Origin of the sequence: Desulfotomaculum sp. OF05-3 (assembly GCF_003435535.1) — a bacterium.
GTDB classification, from domain to species: Bacteria; Bacillota; Clostridia; order Lachnospirales; family Lachnospiraceae; genus Pilosibacter; species Pilosibacter fragilis.
In genome coordinates this window covers 85,781-99,437 of record NZ_QWGO01000013.1, presented here as the reverse complement: position 1 = coordinate 99,437, position 13,657 = coordinate 85,781, and the positions used below count along the sequence as shown (strand labels likewise).

At 48.1% G+C, this 13,657-nt stretch carries 12 protein-coding genes; 3 read left to right on the top strand and 9 right to left on the bottom strand.

Annotated elements, in window-relative coordinates; genetic code table 11:
• On the top strand, positions 1-315 hold a 315-nt coding region (locus DXA87_RS18255; RefSeq protein ID WP_207659036.1), incomplete at its 5' end, for a hypothetical protein.
• Here DXA87_RS18255 and DXA87_RS09040 read toward each other — a convergent pair.
• From DXA87_RS09040 to DXA87_RS09030, 3 genes are all read right to left on the bottom strand, one after another.
• The gene (locus DXA87_RS09040; protein WP_117503987.1) at positions 304-798 is read right to left on the bottom strand and encodes a hypothetical protein; all 495 of its coding nucleotides are present in this window, start codon (positions 796-798) and stop codon (positions 304-306) included. The genes DXA87_RS18255 and DXA87_RS09040 overlap by 12 nt on opposite strands.
• 636 nt (positions 799-1,434) lie before the next feature.
• Positions 1,435-2,109 (bottom strand): ATP-dependent Clp protease proteolytic subunit, encoded by a 675-nt coding sequence (locus DXA87_RS09035; protein ID WP_117469676.1) that lies wholly within the window; start codon positions 2,107-2,109, stop codon positions 1,435-1,437.
• Between the two features lie 88 nt (positions 2,110-2,197).
• Positions 2,198-3,841, bottom strand: coding sequence for an SH3 domain-containing protein (locus DXA87_RS09030; protein ID WP_117469677.1), 1,644 nt, complete (start codon positions 3,839-3,841; stop codon positions 2,198-2,200).
• 314 nt (positions 3,842-4,155) lie between these two features.
• On the opposite strand from DXA87_RS09030, the gene DXA87_RS09025 reads away from it, so the two are divergent.
• Positions 4,156-4,722 carry a hypothetical protein gene (locus DXA87_RS09025; protein WP_117469678.1) on the top strand — a complete coding sequence of 189 codons (567 nt, stop codon included), beginning with the start codon at positions 4,156-4,158 and terminating at the stop codon, positions 4,720-4,722.
• A gap of 91 nt (positions 4,723-4,813) precedes the next feature.
• Here the strand turns inward: DXA87_RS09025 and cls are convergent, their stop codons facing one another.
• Together cls and DXA87_RS09015 are read right to left on the bottom strand one after the other, a co-directional pair.
• A complete protein-coding gene (gene cls, locus DXA87_RS09020) occupies positions 4,814-6,400 on the bottom strand; it encodes a cardiolipin synthase (RefSeq protein ID WP_181968016.1) in 1,587 nt (528 codons plus the stop codon).
• 97 nt (positions 6,401-6,497) lie between these two features.
• Positions 6,498-7,778, bottom strand: coding sequence for an O-acetylhomoserine aminocarboxypropyltransferase/cysteine synthase family protein (locus tag DXA87_RS09015; RefSeq protein WP_117469679.1), 1,281 nt, complete (start codon positions 7,776-7,778; stop codon positions 6,498-6,500).
• A 317-nt stretch (positions 7,779-8,095) separates the two neighbouring features.
• Here DXA87_RS09015 and DXA87_RS09010 point away from each other — a divergent pair, with 317 nt between their 5' ends.
• Positions 8,096-8,617, top strand: coding sequence for a zinc ribbon domain-containing protein (locus DXA87_RS09010; protein WP_117469680.1), 522 nt, complete (start codon positions 8,096-8,098; stop codon positions 8,615-8,617).
• 118 nt (positions 8,618-8,735) lie between these two features.
• Here DXA87_RS09010 and DXA87_RS09005 read toward each other — a convergent pair whose 3' ends face one another.
• From DXA87_RS09005 to DXA87_RS08990, 4 genes are all read right to left on the bottom strand, one after another.
• Positions 8,736-9,614, bottom strand: a complete 879-nt coding sequence (locus DXA87_RS09005; protein ID WP_117469681.1) for a DUF368 domain-containing protein — start codon at positions 9,612-9,614, stop codon at positions 8,736-8,738.
• A gap of 124 nt (positions 9,615-9,738) precedes the next feature.
• A complete protein-coding gene (locus DXA87_RS09000; protein ID WP_117503986.1) occupies positions 9,739-12,195 on the bottom strand; it encodes a DUF6449 domain-containing protein in 2,457 nt (818 codons plus the stop codon).
• A complete protein-coding gene (locus DXA87_RS08995) occupies positions 12,170-13,069 on the bottom strand; it encodes an ABC transporter ATP-binding protein (protein ID WP_117469683.1) in 900 nt (299 codons plus the stop codon). Before DXA87_RS08995 ends, DXA87_RS09000 begins: the two co-directional genes overlap by 26 nt.
• A complete protein-coding gene (locus DXA87_RS08990) occupies positions 13,066-13,455 on the bottom strand; it encodes a GntR family transcriptional regulator (RefSeq protein WP_117469684.1) in 390 nt (129 codons plus the stop codon). The genes DXA87_RS08995 and DXA87_RS08990 overlap by 4 nt, the downstream gene beginning before the upstream one ends.
• Positions 13,456-13,657: the final 202 nt, after the last annotated feature.

The following is a 13,657-nucleotide window of genomic DNA, read 5'->3' as shown; positions in this document are numbered from 1 at the left end:
GCCTTAGGATGGCTGTTTCTATCGGACTCTAACAATTGTGTTGCACTGCCCTTATTAAGCCATTATTGCCTTAAATTCAGATGTTATTTAAAAGAACTCTATGAGTATCCATATATTAAAAGAATTTGTGATTTATTGTTTTCTTCAAAATGCATTCTCATATGGCAGCTACTATTTGGATGTACAGCTATTTGGATTATTGAAAATATAGGCTTAAAAAACAATCATTTTATAGGAAAACTATATATATTCTATGGAGCAATCCATTTAAGTATCATCTGGATATTTGGAACCATTAGAGAATTAAACCTCTAATGATAAATTTGAAAACATTTTAAATAGTTCATAAACTATCGTAATAATTAATGAAACAGCTGTCAGTGTATTGCCTATGTTATCGCTGCTTAAGAGTTTGATTTGCGAAGCTCGGTCATAAAAAACAATATAGCATATCATACACACAGGATATATTATAAGAAAGCTACATAACTTGTTGTTTAAATTTCCAATCCAACGGCTCAGCGGGCCAAGGACAACAGTAAATACAAGCGCAACAAATGCTGCAATAATTGCTATGTTTTGGAACATATAACAAGACAATCCAGCAATAAGACATGTTTCTCCTAATACTGCAAGCATCGCAAGCCATCGGTCAGCGCCCATATGTCTGAATATTTTAGGCAGTTTTTTTATAACCTCAATCAAAGAAGGTTCTTTTGGAGTTATGTTTGAGTTATCACTGATTTTTTGCCAAATATACCGATCTCCATCAACTGTAACTAAATACTTTTTCTTCATGAGTGGCCCTCCTTCTGCGTCTGTTTCTGATTATATCATAAAGAAAAAATATTTCATTACAATTCTAAAGCTTATAAAACATATTTTTATAAAATTTCAGTTATATATTTGGTTTTCTAATGAGTTATAGATAGAAAATCAATTCATTTCACCCATAATTAACTGGTTTTCAATAAAATCATTTTTGCAATTTTGATGTATATCATATGCAATCCTGATATTGGTTACCAGAATACTCTCTTCTGCTTCTGCCGCTTGCTCTGTCATCTGTTATGTCTGTGACATGCAGCTATTCTTATTTTGATCTTCATTGCTTTAGCTTCTCTGGCTATTTCAGCTTCTGCTTTCCGTTTTATAAGAGTTTTAATGCCTCTGCGGCTGTTTCTGTGTTTCTTAATCTAAATCCTCGCAAATCTCTTTCAGAGGCTTTTCATGGACAGATCAGTGGCAGCAGCAGTTTATAATAAAAAAAGATTCTAAGTTTCCTTAGAATCTTTGACACTTTTTATGATAACAGCGACATTTTTCAACTGATCAGCACATTTAACTTTACGGGGCAAGTACCCCAAAATATAGTATACAAAAAAAAATGCCAAAATGCAACCGTAAGAAATTATAAATCGAACATATTTTCGGTCAGTCGTTTTTTATCAGCACATTCAGCTTTTCGATGGCGTCCCTGATTCCGCCTTCTCCGTCGATCAGTCCGCACTCCACCGCCTCTTTTCCGACCAGAACCGTCCCGAGATCCTTCGTCAGCATCTTCGTATTGTGCATGAGCCGTTTCATTTTTTCCCGATCGATCCTGCTGTGCTCTGATACAAAGCTTATGATCCGTTCCTCGATCATTTCAAAATATTCGTAGGTCTGTGCCGTCCCGATCACCACCCCGCTCATCCGTACCGGATGAACCAGCATGGTCCCGGTGGGTACGATGAAGGAATAATCTGACGCCACCGCCAACGGCACACCGATGGAGTGGCTGTCCCCGATGACTAAGGAAACCGTCGGCTTGCTGAGGGATGCGATCATCTCCGCCAGTGCAAGCCCGCAGCTCACATCCCCGCCGATGGTATTCACAAGGATCAGGACCCCTCCGATCTTCTCATCGCTCTCCACCTTCGCAAGTTCCGGCAGAATATGTTCATACTTTGTAGTCTTCGTACTCCCGGATAGATTGTCATGCCCTTCGATCTCCCCGATGATAGATAAGAGATGGATCCTCTTACCATTCTCTTCCAGCGTCACCTGTCCGTTCTCCCGGATCCGCTCCTCCTCCGCCTTTGTCTCCTTCTGTTCCTTTTCATTCATAACAAAAAAACTCCTTTCTGACATGCCAGGTACACCCAGTATGTCCAGAAAGGAGTTCTCATATCCATTTTTATCACAATTTACCCGATCAGGACCTGTTTCCAATTACATCCACGATGCACACCGGAGTTCTGTAGTTCCAGGTAGAGATCTTGATTCCGCTTCTTCGGCTCGCTGCGTGGATGATCTGTCCATTGCCGATGTACATGGCAACATGGTTGATCCTTCCGCGGCTGCTTCCGTAGAAGATCAGGTCGCCCGGCTTCATCTGGCTCGACTTGATCCGTTTTCCGCTGTTCGCCTGGGAACCGGAGTAATGCGGAAGAGAAATCCCGAAGTTTTTCATAACCGACATGGTAAATCCGGAACAGTCAGCGCCTCTTGTAAGGCTCGTACCACCCCAGACATATGGATTGCCCAGGAACTTCATCGCGTAGTTTACGATCCGGCTTCTTAAGGAAGCACTTTCTTCCGTCGGTGAGAATTTGATCGCCTCAGACAGGGCATATCGTACTTCCACAAATTCTGAAGAAACATACGCGGAAGAAATCTCATCATTTCCATCGCCTTCTCCGCCCTCATCAAATTCGATCTTTACCCATCCGTCAAGCTGCTCCGCGACATGATACCGCTCATTCTCGGAGATCTGGGTCCAGATTTTCGCGTCGGTGGACGGCTCTGTTCTCGCGTTTAAGCGGTCCGCATGGACGATCGCCATAAGCTCCGCATGGCTCATGGCTGCTTCCTTCGCTGCGTCACCGGTCAGGATATATTCACTCTTTACATATCCGGTAATTCCACCGGAACTGATCTTATACCAGCCGTTGGCGTCCTCTAAGATCTCACATCCGGCATAGCTCGGGAGCTTTCCGATGATCTTTTCGCTCTCACCGGCGCCCGCACGGATATTTAAATAATTGGAAACATTGGATACGCCCGGGCGGTCATAGAAATTTAAGACCATCGCCTTCATATCCAGCTTGTTTGCCTCGTTCATACAGAACCGTTTTTCCGCGTAATCCGCAGAGATATAACCGCCGGAGATCTGATACCATCCATCCGTCTCCCCAAGAAGTTCATGAAGCTCGCCCTGAAGGCACTTTCCAACGATGTTTCCGTCCATAGAAGGTGTCTCACGGATATTTAAATTGTCTGCGGTAATATATACACGTTCCTTTACAAGGTCTTTCGCCGCGGTCTTTGCTTCATCCCCGGTCAGGATATATTCCGCGCTGGCATATCCCTCGACCTCGCCGGAGCTGATCTTATACCAGCCCTCCAGAGTCTCCAGGATCTCGCAGGCACTTCCATCGGAAAGTGTTCCGATCACATTCGCTGCCTCATTCGGGTCTTTCCGGATATTTAAGTAGCCTGTGACCTTCGCGATACCAAGATTCGAGTAGGAATCGATCACTTCTTTAATCTTTGCATCCGTTTCCGCCGACTCGGATTCGATCTCTGCACGGCTCTCCTCCTCTGCCTGAAGAGAAGCTTCCTCCGCACTCTCGCTCTCCGAGGCGGACTCAGATGCAGCCTGCGCCGCCGCCATTTTTCCTTTTACGGCGTTCACGGCCTTTCCGCCAAATACCACCGCCACAACGATCACTGCAAGAACAGCCGCTCCGATCACAAGGATTCCGTACTGTTCCCAGAAAGACGGTTTCCTTCTCCGCTTTCTGCTCGCCTTGTTGATAGAATCCATATAGTTTACTGTATCTTTATCATCATTCATGTGTTTATCTCCATTACTGTTTTCCGTCTTCCTGTACGATACATACGAACAATAGTGTAACATATTTGTAATAAAAAATCAAAATTTTTTCTATTAAAAAAGTATGAACGGATCCGGGGCGATTTTGTATTTTATTTAACACAATTTCAATTCATAATTGATAATATTGCCGGTTTTCTGTATAATATTTTTAAATATTTGTCCATATTGCTGTAGTTTTCCACCACCTGCAGCACGTTTCAAGACAAAGCAGCAACCCGTCCACCTCTGCATAAGTCACCAAGACTTCTCTATACCCCGGGAGGTACCAGCTCATGAAGCACTACACAAGTCCCCGCATCCAGAGAGCGCAGCTATTCCTTATGAAAGTCTCCTCCTATCTGGAGATTGTCTGCGCCCTGATCCTGATCGTCGCGATCCTGATCGCCTTTGTGCCGGTTCCCCACAACCTGTACAGCCTGTATCTCGACAATGGCTTCGATCTTTCCGATTTCATGAAGAAAAGCTTCGATCTCGTCATTGGCGTAGAGCTTTTAAAAATGTTCTGCCGCCATGACATCGACTCCATCGTCGAAGTCCTTCTCTTCTCCGTGGCAAGACAGATGGTCATCGACCACCTTGCCATCAAAGAAGCTCTTATCGGCTGTGTTGCCGTTGCGATCCTCTTCGCTGTCCGCAGGTTTCTCTTCGTACCCATTCTGGATAATCCGGATGAGCAGGAAAGAAAATTAGAAAAAGACCAGTACATCAAAGAACGGATCGCGGACGCGATCGCAGCCTACAAAAAGGAGATTGGCGCAACCTCTTTACGGGAACGCGCAGAATCATCCATCAACACAGCCGCTGCCGACCCGCTGAACGAGAAGGAAGGAAGCGAGTAGAGGAAATTCTCCTCTGCCCGCTTCCTTTTCTTTTTCTGTATGATGCCATCCGGTTCTTTCCCCGCAAGGCCGTTTTTCTCCTGCGTTCTCCCTACATCAACGGTGCGATCAGCCGCATCGCCTTTCCGCAGAACTTATGCAGTGCCGGAAGCGCCTCTACGCTCTCTTTTGTCATCCGCACGCATTTCGGCAGTGTCTCATCAAAATCTTTTTTGATCTGCTCTACCACCGGATTCTCATAAATATAAACCCCGCACTCAAAATTCAGATACTGGCTTCTGAAATCCATATTGACGGATCCAACCACAGCTTTCTCCCCATCGCTGACAAACGTCTTTGAGTGGACAAACCCCGGCAGGTACTCGTAAATCTTTACCCCCGCCTCTATCAGCTCCGTATAGTAAGAATGGGCCAGCATGAACGCTGACTTTTTATCGGGAATATGAGGCATGATGATGACCGTGTCCACCCCGCGCTTTGCCGCATAGGTCAGGGCTGTGATCATATCATCATCGAGCACCAGATAAGGGGTCATAATGTACACATATTTCTTTGCCTGATAGATAATATCCAGATAAAGCTGGTGTCCCACCGCTTCCCCGTCGATCGGGCTGTCAGAAAACGGGATCGAAAATCCGTCCATGTCAAGCTCCGGAGAATGGAAATAATCCCCGGTATCAAGATATGGGCTGTAATCAAAATCCGAATCCGGCTTTTTTGAGCAGACATCCCACATCTGGAGGAACATCACCGTAAAGTTCTTCACGGCTTCTCCCTTCAGGCGGATCGCATTGTCTTTCCAGTGGCCAAACCGGACTTTCCGGTTGATATACTCATCCGCGAGGTTCACGCCGCCGGTGTAGGCGGTATGACCATCGATCACAAGGATCTTTCTGTGATCACGGTTATTCTGGCTTGTAGAGATCGCCGGGCGGATCGGATTGAAGATCCGGCAGCGGATTCCCTTTGCCTCCAGCTCCTTCGGATAGTCGTGGGGCAGGTTGGAAAAGGAGTTCATGCCATCATAGAGGATTCTTACCTCTACGCCCTCTTTCGCCTTCTGCTCAAGGATCTTCAGGATCGAATCCCACAGGATCCCTTTTGAAATAATGAAATATTCGACAAAAATATATCTTCTGGCCTTTTGGAGCTCCTGAAGGACATCCGTATAGAACTCATCTCCCAGCGGAAAATATTTGAAGTTCGTGCGGTCCCAGGTAGGATAGCCGCCGCTTTTCTTCATATAATGGCTGAGATTCGCATTTCTCCGGCTCCTGCGGCTAAGCCGTTCATAGACAGCCGTGTCCTGCTCCAGAAAGTGGTCCGTCCTCTTCTGAACCTCGGCGATCCGTTTGGCGAAGATCTTCGTCTCCATCTGAAGCTGGACAAACACGTAGAACAAGGTTCCGAATACCGGAAACAACAGGACAGGGATCAGCCACGCCATTTTAAAGCTGGCGTTCTGCTTTTCGTTCAGAATATGGATCGTGAGGATCGCACTGATCAAAGCGAAAGAACCGTATCCCCAGGCCTGATATTTGTTATCCAGCCATACATAGATCCAGAAGAAAAACGCCAGCTGCAGCGCGATAAACAGCAGGAAGAACATAGTTCGTCCGAATACGACTCTTAAAAGACCACGCTTTCCTCTTCCCTTCATTTCATCCATTTCGATCATAAATTATGCCTCATATCTTCTGTTAGGCCTCCAGAGACTGTTTCCCCGGCGGCTTCTTGTCATCTGGTCCTCAACACAGCCTGCACATCAGGAGCATTTAATCTTCCAGTGCCTGTCTTAAATCTTCAATAATGTCATCCGCATCCTCAATTCCAACGCTGAGCCGGATCAGGGACGGATCAACTCCCGCCTCCACGAGCTGCTCATCGGTAAGCTGGCGATGGGTATGGCTTGCCGGATGGAGAATACAGGTTCTCGCATCGGCAACATGTGTGACGATGGCAACGAATTTCAGTTTGTCCATGAACTCTCCTGCCGCCCGTCTTCCGCCCTTTAATCCAAAAGAGATCACGCCGCAGCTTCCGTCCGGCATATATTTTTCAGCCAGAGCATGGTACTTATTCTCCTTTAACCCCGGATAATTGACCCATGCCACGTCCTCTCTCGCAAGCAGCCACTCCGCAACCCTCTGGGCGTTCTCGCAATGCTTCGGCATTCTCAGGTGCAGGGTCTCAAGACCCACATTTAAAAGGAAGGAGTTCATCGGGGACGGGATCGAACCCAGATCGCGCATAAGCTGCGCGGTCGCCTTTGTGATATAGGCTTTCTTACCGAAGCGCTCGGTATACACGATTCCGTGATAGGATTCATCCGGTGTGGTAAGTCCCGGGAATTTATCCGCATGGGCATTCCAGTCGAAGTTTCCGCTGTCAACGATGCAGCCGCCGACAGTCATCGCATGTCCGTCCATATATTTTGTGGTAGAATGGGTCACAATATCTGCGCCCCACTCGAACGGCCGGCAGTTGATCGGTGTCGCAAACGTGTTATCCACGATAAGCGGCACCCCATGTCTGTGGGCTATCCGGGCAAATTTCTCAATATCGAGAACGACAAGAGCCGGGTTCGCGATCGTCTCACCGAATACCATTTTTGTATTCGGACGGAACGCCTTCTCGATCTCCTCCTCCGGTGCGTCCGGATCCACCAGTGTCACATCGATCCCCTGTTTCTTCATTGTCACTGTAAACAGGTTGGAGGTTCCGCCGTAGATCGTCGCTGCGCTGATAATATGGTCACCCGCATTGCAGATATTGAAGGCCGCATAGTAGTTCGCCGCCTGTCCGGAAGATGTGAGCATCGCAGCCACTCCGCCTTCCAGCTCACAGATCTTTTCCGCTACCGCATCATTCGTCGGGTTCGCAAGTCTTGTATAGAAATACCCATCTTCCTCCAGATCGAACAGTCTTCCCATCTGTTCGCTCGTCTCATATTTAAAAGTTGTGCTCTGATAAATCGGAAGAACTCTCGGCTCTCCGTTCTTTGGTTTCCATCCGCTCTGGATGCAGATCGTTGCCGGTTTTCTCTTTTCTCCCATGATCGTTTCCTCCATTATGTCTGACATATGGACTGCGCAGGAAGCGCAGACCTGCTGAATGCTTCCATCATAGCACACTTTATCTTTCGCATCAACCTACTAAAGTCCTATAATTGTTCTGCGGTTACTGTATGCAGGCAGGAATTTTCCGATCTGAAAATTCTGTACAATACAGCGGTGGCATTGGATTTTTCCGCCGCTTCATGAATCTGGCATTGGAAATTGACTTTTTCTTCTAAAAAGATTAAAATAGAGACAATATATCGCCGCCTTTTAAGGCGGCCGTACCAATCCACTTTCGAAAGGAGTTTATTGCAATGGCATTTTTTACAGATATGAAACGCAGCCTCACCGAAACCGGGAAACAGGTTGCCCAGAAGACAAAGGAGCTTTCTGACACGGTCCAGTTAAAGACGCAGCTCTCAAGGGAGAAGGAGGCGCTGAACCGCCAGTATGCGCAGATCGGCAAAAAGGTATTCGAAGCCGCAAATGAAGCAGATGAGGAGGCCTACACCGCAGAATTCACCCTGATCCGCGAAAGCTTAAAGACCATCGACGAGCTTCAGGACAAGCTCTCCACCTTAGAAGGATTTATCCACTGTCCGGAATGCGGTGCAAAGATTGAAAAGACCTCTGCTTTCTGCAGCAAGTGCGGTGCAAAGATCGCGGAGACAAAGCCGGAGGATGACGATATCGATGTTGTCGATACAGCCGAAGCGTCCGAAACCGCCGGAGAAGAAAAGACGGATGAGACCTGCACCTGCGAGACAGTACCGGATGAGAAGTTTGAGACCGAAGCTGCTGAGACAACTGTGAACGTTACAGAGGATCAGGAATAAGCTATTTCGCAATGGCGGGACCGGTCCTGTGGGACCGGGACTAAATAAATCGAGTAAAAAGACCGTCTGTGGGCATAGGATATCTTTCCTATCATTTCCCGCAGACGGTCTTTTATATTTACCGCTCGCCCACAAATACCGTAACGAAAGCCCCGGCAGCCATGAGGACGATTCCAAATAAGATCTCCCACAGTGACAGGGAGCCGAGCTTCGATACAAGTCCCGTGTTGATAAAGATTGCAATCGGGGACGAGATCACGAGGCCTAAGATCGCGCAGAATGTCTGCACGCCGTACTTCTCAAAGAGGAACGTGATCAGCTTTGCGATCAGAAAGATTCCCAAAACCACGCCGATCCCGAACGGCGCCAGGAGCAGGATCCCGTCCTTCATGCCCGCAAGGTCAAAGGCGCGGAGATTGTCAAGGAATGTCTTGATCGTATTGATGATCGCGTAATAATAGCCGAAGATCATCAGCATCATGGAGCCGGAAACACCCGGAATTACCATTGTGGCAGAAGCCACAATACCGAGGATAAATAAGATCACCATATTCCCCGGAGTCACCGCGATCACCGTGAGGGCGTCCTTGCTCTCCTTTAAAAGCGGCATGCCGCCGGAGATCGCAAAGGCGATCACAAAGGCAAGGATTCCAAAGACACCGACCCCGCCCGAAGATACCTTTGCCCTCATGGACAAAAAGATCGCCGGAAGTCCACCGAGAATCAGGCCCACAAATGCCATACAGGTAACGAAGGTATGCTTATCGAGCAGGTATTCGATGGCGTAGGTAAAACCCACAATGCCGATTCCGGCGCCGATAATGATCGGGATCAGAAACAGGATACTCTTTTTGAATTCCCGAAACAGGCCGGAGATCGAGCCGATGAGCCGGTCATAGATACCGAGAGACACCGCCATTGTTCCTCCGGAAACGCCCGGAATGATGTTCGCGATGCCGATCATGATCCCCTTTATGATATTTCCAAAAAATTCCATGATAAACCTCCGATTTTTCTATCCATATTTCAGATTCAGGAAACGGCAAAACCCGGCAGTTCCCTGCCAGGTTTTTCCTCTCCTATTCAGACTTGTTCGATTATACATGATATTCGTTGATCTATCAATCGTTTTTCATCACTCCGATGCCTTTTCTAACAGATTTTGTACTGATTTTACTGTAATTTAACGCTTTCTCAATACACTCCGGAACCGTATCTCCCATGATCCGGTAGACCCGTTCATCCACAGTTCCATTTCCGGAGGAAAAGGCGCTGTCGGGTTTTATGGACACATCGATCTCGATTCCCATCTCATAGGTGCAGAGGCGGTTTCTGTCAAGCATGATCTCCGGCGCACTGGCGGAAAGAATCTCCTCGATCTTCCTTCGGTTCTCCTCCGACCCGTCATTTACGATGGTGATCATCTTCTGACCGCCATAAGAAACAGCCTTCAATTCCGTTTCTGCCGTCACTCCCCCGCTTTTTTCGCTGATCGGGACGTCCTCTCCTGTGACCGCATTCTCCCCGGCTGCAGTACTCTCATACTCCGTCGGATACAGGATCTTTACCTGTGTGACATCATCCGCAGAGAGCTTCGCTGTCACATCCGTGCCCGCCTGCTTTAAGAGGGCAATCGTCTTTGTAAAGGACGGATAGACCGGAACAAAGTTCACTATCTGCATATCTTCCATCTGGAATCCCTGGGAAGTATAGCCTCTCTGGCTGCTGATCGCGCCGAGATACTCATTCTCCGCCTTTGTGAGAAATCTCAGTGCTGCCACCGGAACCTCGACGGCTCTCTCATTGATGGTGAGCCCTGCCAATTCCTCCTGATACGCCGCGAGGATCTCCGCGCGGAGTGTGTCATCCGCACTCACTTCAAGGATACCACGGTCTGACAGCCAGTAGATCCCCGTGATATTCTCCGGCTGATAGGACATCACCGGATATGTGCCGTCCTTGTACTCCTTCGTCGCATAGATCTCATCCAGGGTACTGCCAAGAACGGAACGGGTGATCCGGTAAGAACGATAAACTGTCTTTCCGTTTTTCTGCCGGTAGCCTGCCTGAATATAGATCATATAGCCGCCGTCATCGCGGTAGCTGTAGGAGCTGTCGCCTTTTATCTGCTGGTTTCTCTGCTGCTTCGCGTTCTCTACCGCCTTTTCCGCAAAGGCATGGACTACAGCGTAATCGGTAAGCTTCATATTTGCGTCCGCGTAATCACTTGAATTCATATAGCGCCAACGATACGAATCACCGCTCCGGTACGGAAGCCCGCAGTCCGGCTCATTGTCAAGGTTCAGGTCGATGGATGCGGATACGAAGTCCTTTTCGTCCGGAATATAGGAATCATATCCAAAAACGTCCATCCAGAAGGCCCCCACCACCAGAATAGCTATGGCACCTCCGATCACCGTCTGGACCGGATTTGCAAAAAGCTTCGTGAAATCAAAATGATAAATGATCTCGATGAGGCAGCTCGTAAGTACAAGTCCAAGTACAAAGCCGACCGCTGCCCATACGCCGCTGTAGTAGATGCTCCATAAGAATACCGTCGTGGTCACGGTCATCGGAATGAGAAGCAGGATCTTGATCGGCGCCTGAGTCTTCTTAAATGACATGGCCTTTCCCGCCGCCTCCGACGGTCGGATCCTATAGAGGACCAGTGCGATCCCGGTGAGGATCACCGCCGCAAAGATCCCGAGCCCGCAAAGCTTTAAGAGCTCTGCGCCGCTGTCAGCGGTACTCTGCAGCTCCATCTGGATCCTGGAAAATCCATAGTCGATATCGTCATAAAACTGGTCTGAGTGGAACGCATCAAGCCCCGCGCCTGCCAGTTTTGTGAAATAGCCGATGGGGGAACCGTATTTTGCAAGCCAATACACATCGCCTTCTCTTCCCCGTGTCACAAAGAACAGGGATTTTAAGCCCTCGATCAGCAGGGAGACCGCCGGCAAATATCCGTACAGGACGCCTGCGCCGAGGATCGAGATAAAGAGATTCCCTGGGAGAAGCACCGCGATCACCATCACCACATAGATCAGGAGAAATCCGATCATATTGACCGCGAAGGAAGCAAACATCATCTTGAAAAGATCGCCCGCCGCGATCCCGTTTCCGCAGAAAATTCCAAACGCCGCGAACATGTTGATCAGGTAAGCGGCCAGAATGATCAGGAATCCGTCAAGGAATTTCACTGTAAACAGCATCTCCCTCTTCACGGGGAGGCTGTTGTAAAAATCGATCTGTTTCTTTGAGTGGAGATACAAAAATCCTGTGAGTCCGAGGATCATCGCCGCGGCTCCAACCACCATAAAAAGGGCATAGTTTTCAAAACCCAGGATCTCACCGGCAAGCCGCAGGATCTTCGTCTGACGCAGTGCCTCCGGCACCATATTCTCGTATCCGGTTCCGGAGATCAGCCATTGCTTGTACTGGTTTCCGATCTCTCCGATCCCCATGGCTGCCGCCATCGGCATCGCAAAAAACAGCGCCAGAACCGAAAAACCAATGGCCCAGAGTCTTCGCTTCAGGTCCTCCTTCATAAGTTTAAAAAATAAGTTTCTTGATGTCATATCCTGCCACCTCCGTTTCACTGATAAAGATCTCCTCCAAAGACAGCGGGATCAGCTCGAAGAACAGCGGTTCGCACGCCGCCATCTGCCGTTCTACATTCTCCCTCGCGCCGCGGACGGTGATCGTCGCAAGACTTCCCCTGTATTCTGTCTTTAAGATATCAAGCTCCGTAAGATCTTCCACTTTTATGCCGGGTTTTAAGACACACTGGATCTTGTGAATGTTTAACTTCATATCGTCCAGATCCTTAGAGAGCAGGATCCCGCCTTTGTGTAAAAGGCCGACATGATCACAGATATCCTCCAGCTCTCTCAGGTTGTGGGAGGCGATGATCGGAGTCAGATTCCGCTCCGCCATATCGCTCGCGAACAGGCTCTTTACCGCCTGACGCATCACCGGATCAAGACCGTCGAAGGTCTCGTCACAGAAGATATAGTCCGTCCCCGCGCAGATTCCGTAAATGATGGAAAGCTGTTTTTTCATTCCCTTTGAGAATGTGGAGATCTTTCTCTTTTTGTCCAGATCAAAGGACTGTAAGAGATGGAAAAATCTTGGCTCATCAAAAGCCGGGTAGATAGACTTATAAAATTTCATAAGCTCCAACGGGGTTCCGTTGGCGAAAAAATACTGGTCATCTGAGATATAAAAGAATCTCGATTTCACCGCCGGGTTCTCGTACACGTTTTCACCATCGATCAGCACTGCTCCCTCATCCGGTTTTAAGATTCCGCTGACCATGCGCAGAAATGTACTTTTTCCGGCACCGTTCGTTCCGATCAGTCCGAACACACTGCCGTCCCTGATCTTTGCGCTGATGTGATCGACCGCCAGAATATCATCAAACCGTTTTGTCAATCCACTTGTCTCAATCATGCTTCTCCACCTCCGTTCCTCTTTGCCGCTTTATACTGGATCTCTACCATATTTTTGATCTCATCGCCGGGAATTCCCACCCGGATCGCCTCATCGATCATATCACTCACCTGAAGGAGAACTTCCTTCTTCCTCTTTTCCTTCATCACTGTATTATCTGCCACAAAACTTCCCTTCCCCTTCACTGTGTAAATATACCCCTGCCGCTCCAGTTCCACATAGGCTCGCTGGATCGTATTCGGGTTGATGGACAGGTCCATCGCAAGAGCCCGCACCGATGGCAGCGGTTCATTCTCTTTCATGACACCGAGCAGCATCAGCTCCTCGAGCTTTGAAACCACCTGTTCGTAGATCGGGCGGCGGTCTTTGTAATCTAACAGAATCATAGGCATCCTCCTTTCTATGCAGCTTGCGACTTTGATGTGCAGCCCTGTACAAAAAGCGCTTATGCAAGCAAGCTTACAGCACACTTTTTCGCACATGTCCGTTCATGTCTCAACTGTATGAATACTCTTAATACACTTAATATAGTAAAAAAGACCCGTAATGTCAATGAACATCACAGGTCTTTTCTCTTACGGAATTCTT

Excerpts from the sequence above, each read along its gene's own strand:
- DXA87_RS09030 (WP_117469677.1), bottom strand. The coding sequence starts at position 3,841 with ATGAATGATGATAAAGATACAGTAAACTATATGGATTCTATCAACAAG.
- cls (WP_181968016.1), bottom strand. The coding sequence starts at position 6,400 with ATGATCGAAATGGATGAAATGAAGGGAAGAGGAAAGCGTGGTCTTTTA.
- DXA87_RS09025 (WP_117469678.1), top strand. The coding sequence starts at position 4,156 with ATGAAGCACTACACAAGTCCCCGCATCCAGAGAGCGCAGCTATTCCTT.
- DXA87_RS08995 (WP_117469683.1), bottom strand. The coding sequence starts at position 13,069 with ATGATTGAGACAAGTGGATTGACAAAACGGTTTGATGATATTCTGGCG.
- DXA87_RS08990 (WP_117469684.1), bottom strand. The coding sequence starts at position 13,455 with ATGATTCTGTTAGATTACAAAGACCGCCGCCCGATCTACGAACAGGTG.
- DXA87_RS09015 (WP_117469679.1), bottom strand. The coding sequence starts at position 7,778 with ATGGGAGAAAAGAGAAAACCGGCAACGATCTGCATCCAGAGCGGATGG.
- DXA87_RS09010 (WP_117469680.1), top strand. The coding sequence starts at position 8,096 with ATGGCATTTTTTACAGATATGAAACGCAGCCTCACCGAAACCGGGAAA.
- DXA87_RS09040 (WP_117503987.1), bottom strand. The coding sequence starts at position 798 with ATGAAGAAAAAGTATTTAGTTACAGTTGATGGAGATCGGTATATTTGG.
- DXA87_RS09005 (WP_117469681.1), bottom strand. The coding sequence starts at position 9,614 with ATGGAATTTTTTGGAAATATCATAAAGGGGATCATGATCGGCATCGCG.
- DXA87_RS09000 (WP_117503986.1), bottom strand. The coding sequence starts at position 12,195 with ATGACATCAAGAAACTTATTTTTTAAACTTATGAAGGAGGACCTGAAG.
- DXA87_RS09035 (WP_117469676.1), bottom strand. The coding sequence starts at position 2,109 with ATGAATGAAAAGGAACAGAAGGAGACAAAGGCGGAGGAGGAGCGGATC.